The sequence below is a fragment of the Providencia burhodogranariea DSM 19968 genome, assembly GCF_000314855.2.
In the GTDB taxonomy this organism is placed as follows: Bacteria; Pseudomonadota; Gammaproteobacteria; order Enterobacterales; family Enterobacteriaceae; genus Providencia; species Providencia burhodogranariea.
In genome coordinates this window covers 283,781-284,603 of sequence record NZ_KB233224.1, presented here as the reverse complement: position 1 = coordinate 284,603, position 823 = coordinate 283,781, and the positions used below count along the sequence as shown (strand labels likewise).

Here is an 823-nt window from a genome sequence, read left to right as displayed (position 1 = left end):
CTTTGGCAGGGTAATTATCACTAATCTTATCTTTTTTAGCATAGGGGTTATTAAGGACATCGAGATAGTACTCTGTTTTATCTCGTCCTTGCAGGGTTAGCCAACGGTTAAACTCAGCCCACGTAACACGATATTTTCCCATGCTAAAATCAGAAAGTGAGACCCAGTGCAGGGGCCTTGTTGAGGGGTCGGTACTTAATGGTAATTTATCTTCATCAATTAAAGTGCCAAAATCCCCCATCTGAAAACGTCCGCCTTTTATCGGCACCATATTATCAAACGAAGTTTGGCGTAACTGAGCAGCTTCGGCTTCTTTTTGCGAATTATCACAGCCTGAAACAACACATGAACCGACAAATAAACAAAAAAGTAGCTTATTGAATTTCATTATTTCGTTAACTCCTTACCATCAACAAGTATATGAATAAGGGAGTGTGGATTTACCATCGTGACCGCTACCAAAATCGCCCATTAAGAAAGTACCACCCTCAATGAAGACCATATTGTGAATGGATTCATTAATCAGTTGTTGTTTTTGCCGTTCTTGTTCAGCGGTGAGCTTTTGTTCACAACCTAGTAAAAGCACGATAGGAACTACCAGTAGAGGATATGTTATTTTCATTGTGCAGCTTCAATTTTTGAAATTGGAGTTGGTGATTGAACAGCACAGCGAAAGCCAAGGCCGGGGATATTGCCATTTTTTAATGGGTGGGAAAGACGATTAATAGTTAATGTTTTTAAATAAAAACTACCGTCAGCTCCACGAGTTACTTTTTCTTCTCCATGTTCAGGACCTTGGGGGTTGTTTGCCGGAGAATGTTCG

General features: G+C 40.2%; 2 protein-coding genes and 1 pseudogene. All 3 read right to left on the bottom strand.

The features are described 5' to 3' along the window. Window positions 1-388 (bottom strand): SUMF1/EgtB/PvdO family nonheme iron enzyme (locus OOA_RS15245; protein ID WP_008913058.1); only part of this gene is annotated, 388 nt, incomplete at its 3' end. Between the two features lie 21 nt (window positions 389-409). Beyond that, window positions 410-622, bottom strand: coding sequence for a hypothetical protein (locus tag OOA_RS15240; protein ID WP_008913057.1), 213 nt, complete (start codon window positions 620-622; stop codon window positions 410-412). Continuing rightward, window positions 619-823 (bottom strand): annotated as a pseudogene (locus OOA_RS20655) (hypothetical protein); the annotation flags it as partial. The pseudogene OOA_RS20655 and the gene OOA_RS15240, both read right to left, overlap by 4 nt.

Coding starts and splice junctions, on each gene's coding strand:
- OOA_RS15240 (WP_008913057.1), bottom strand. CDS start 622: ATGAAAATAACATATCCTCTACTGGTAGTTCCTATCGTGCTTTTACTA.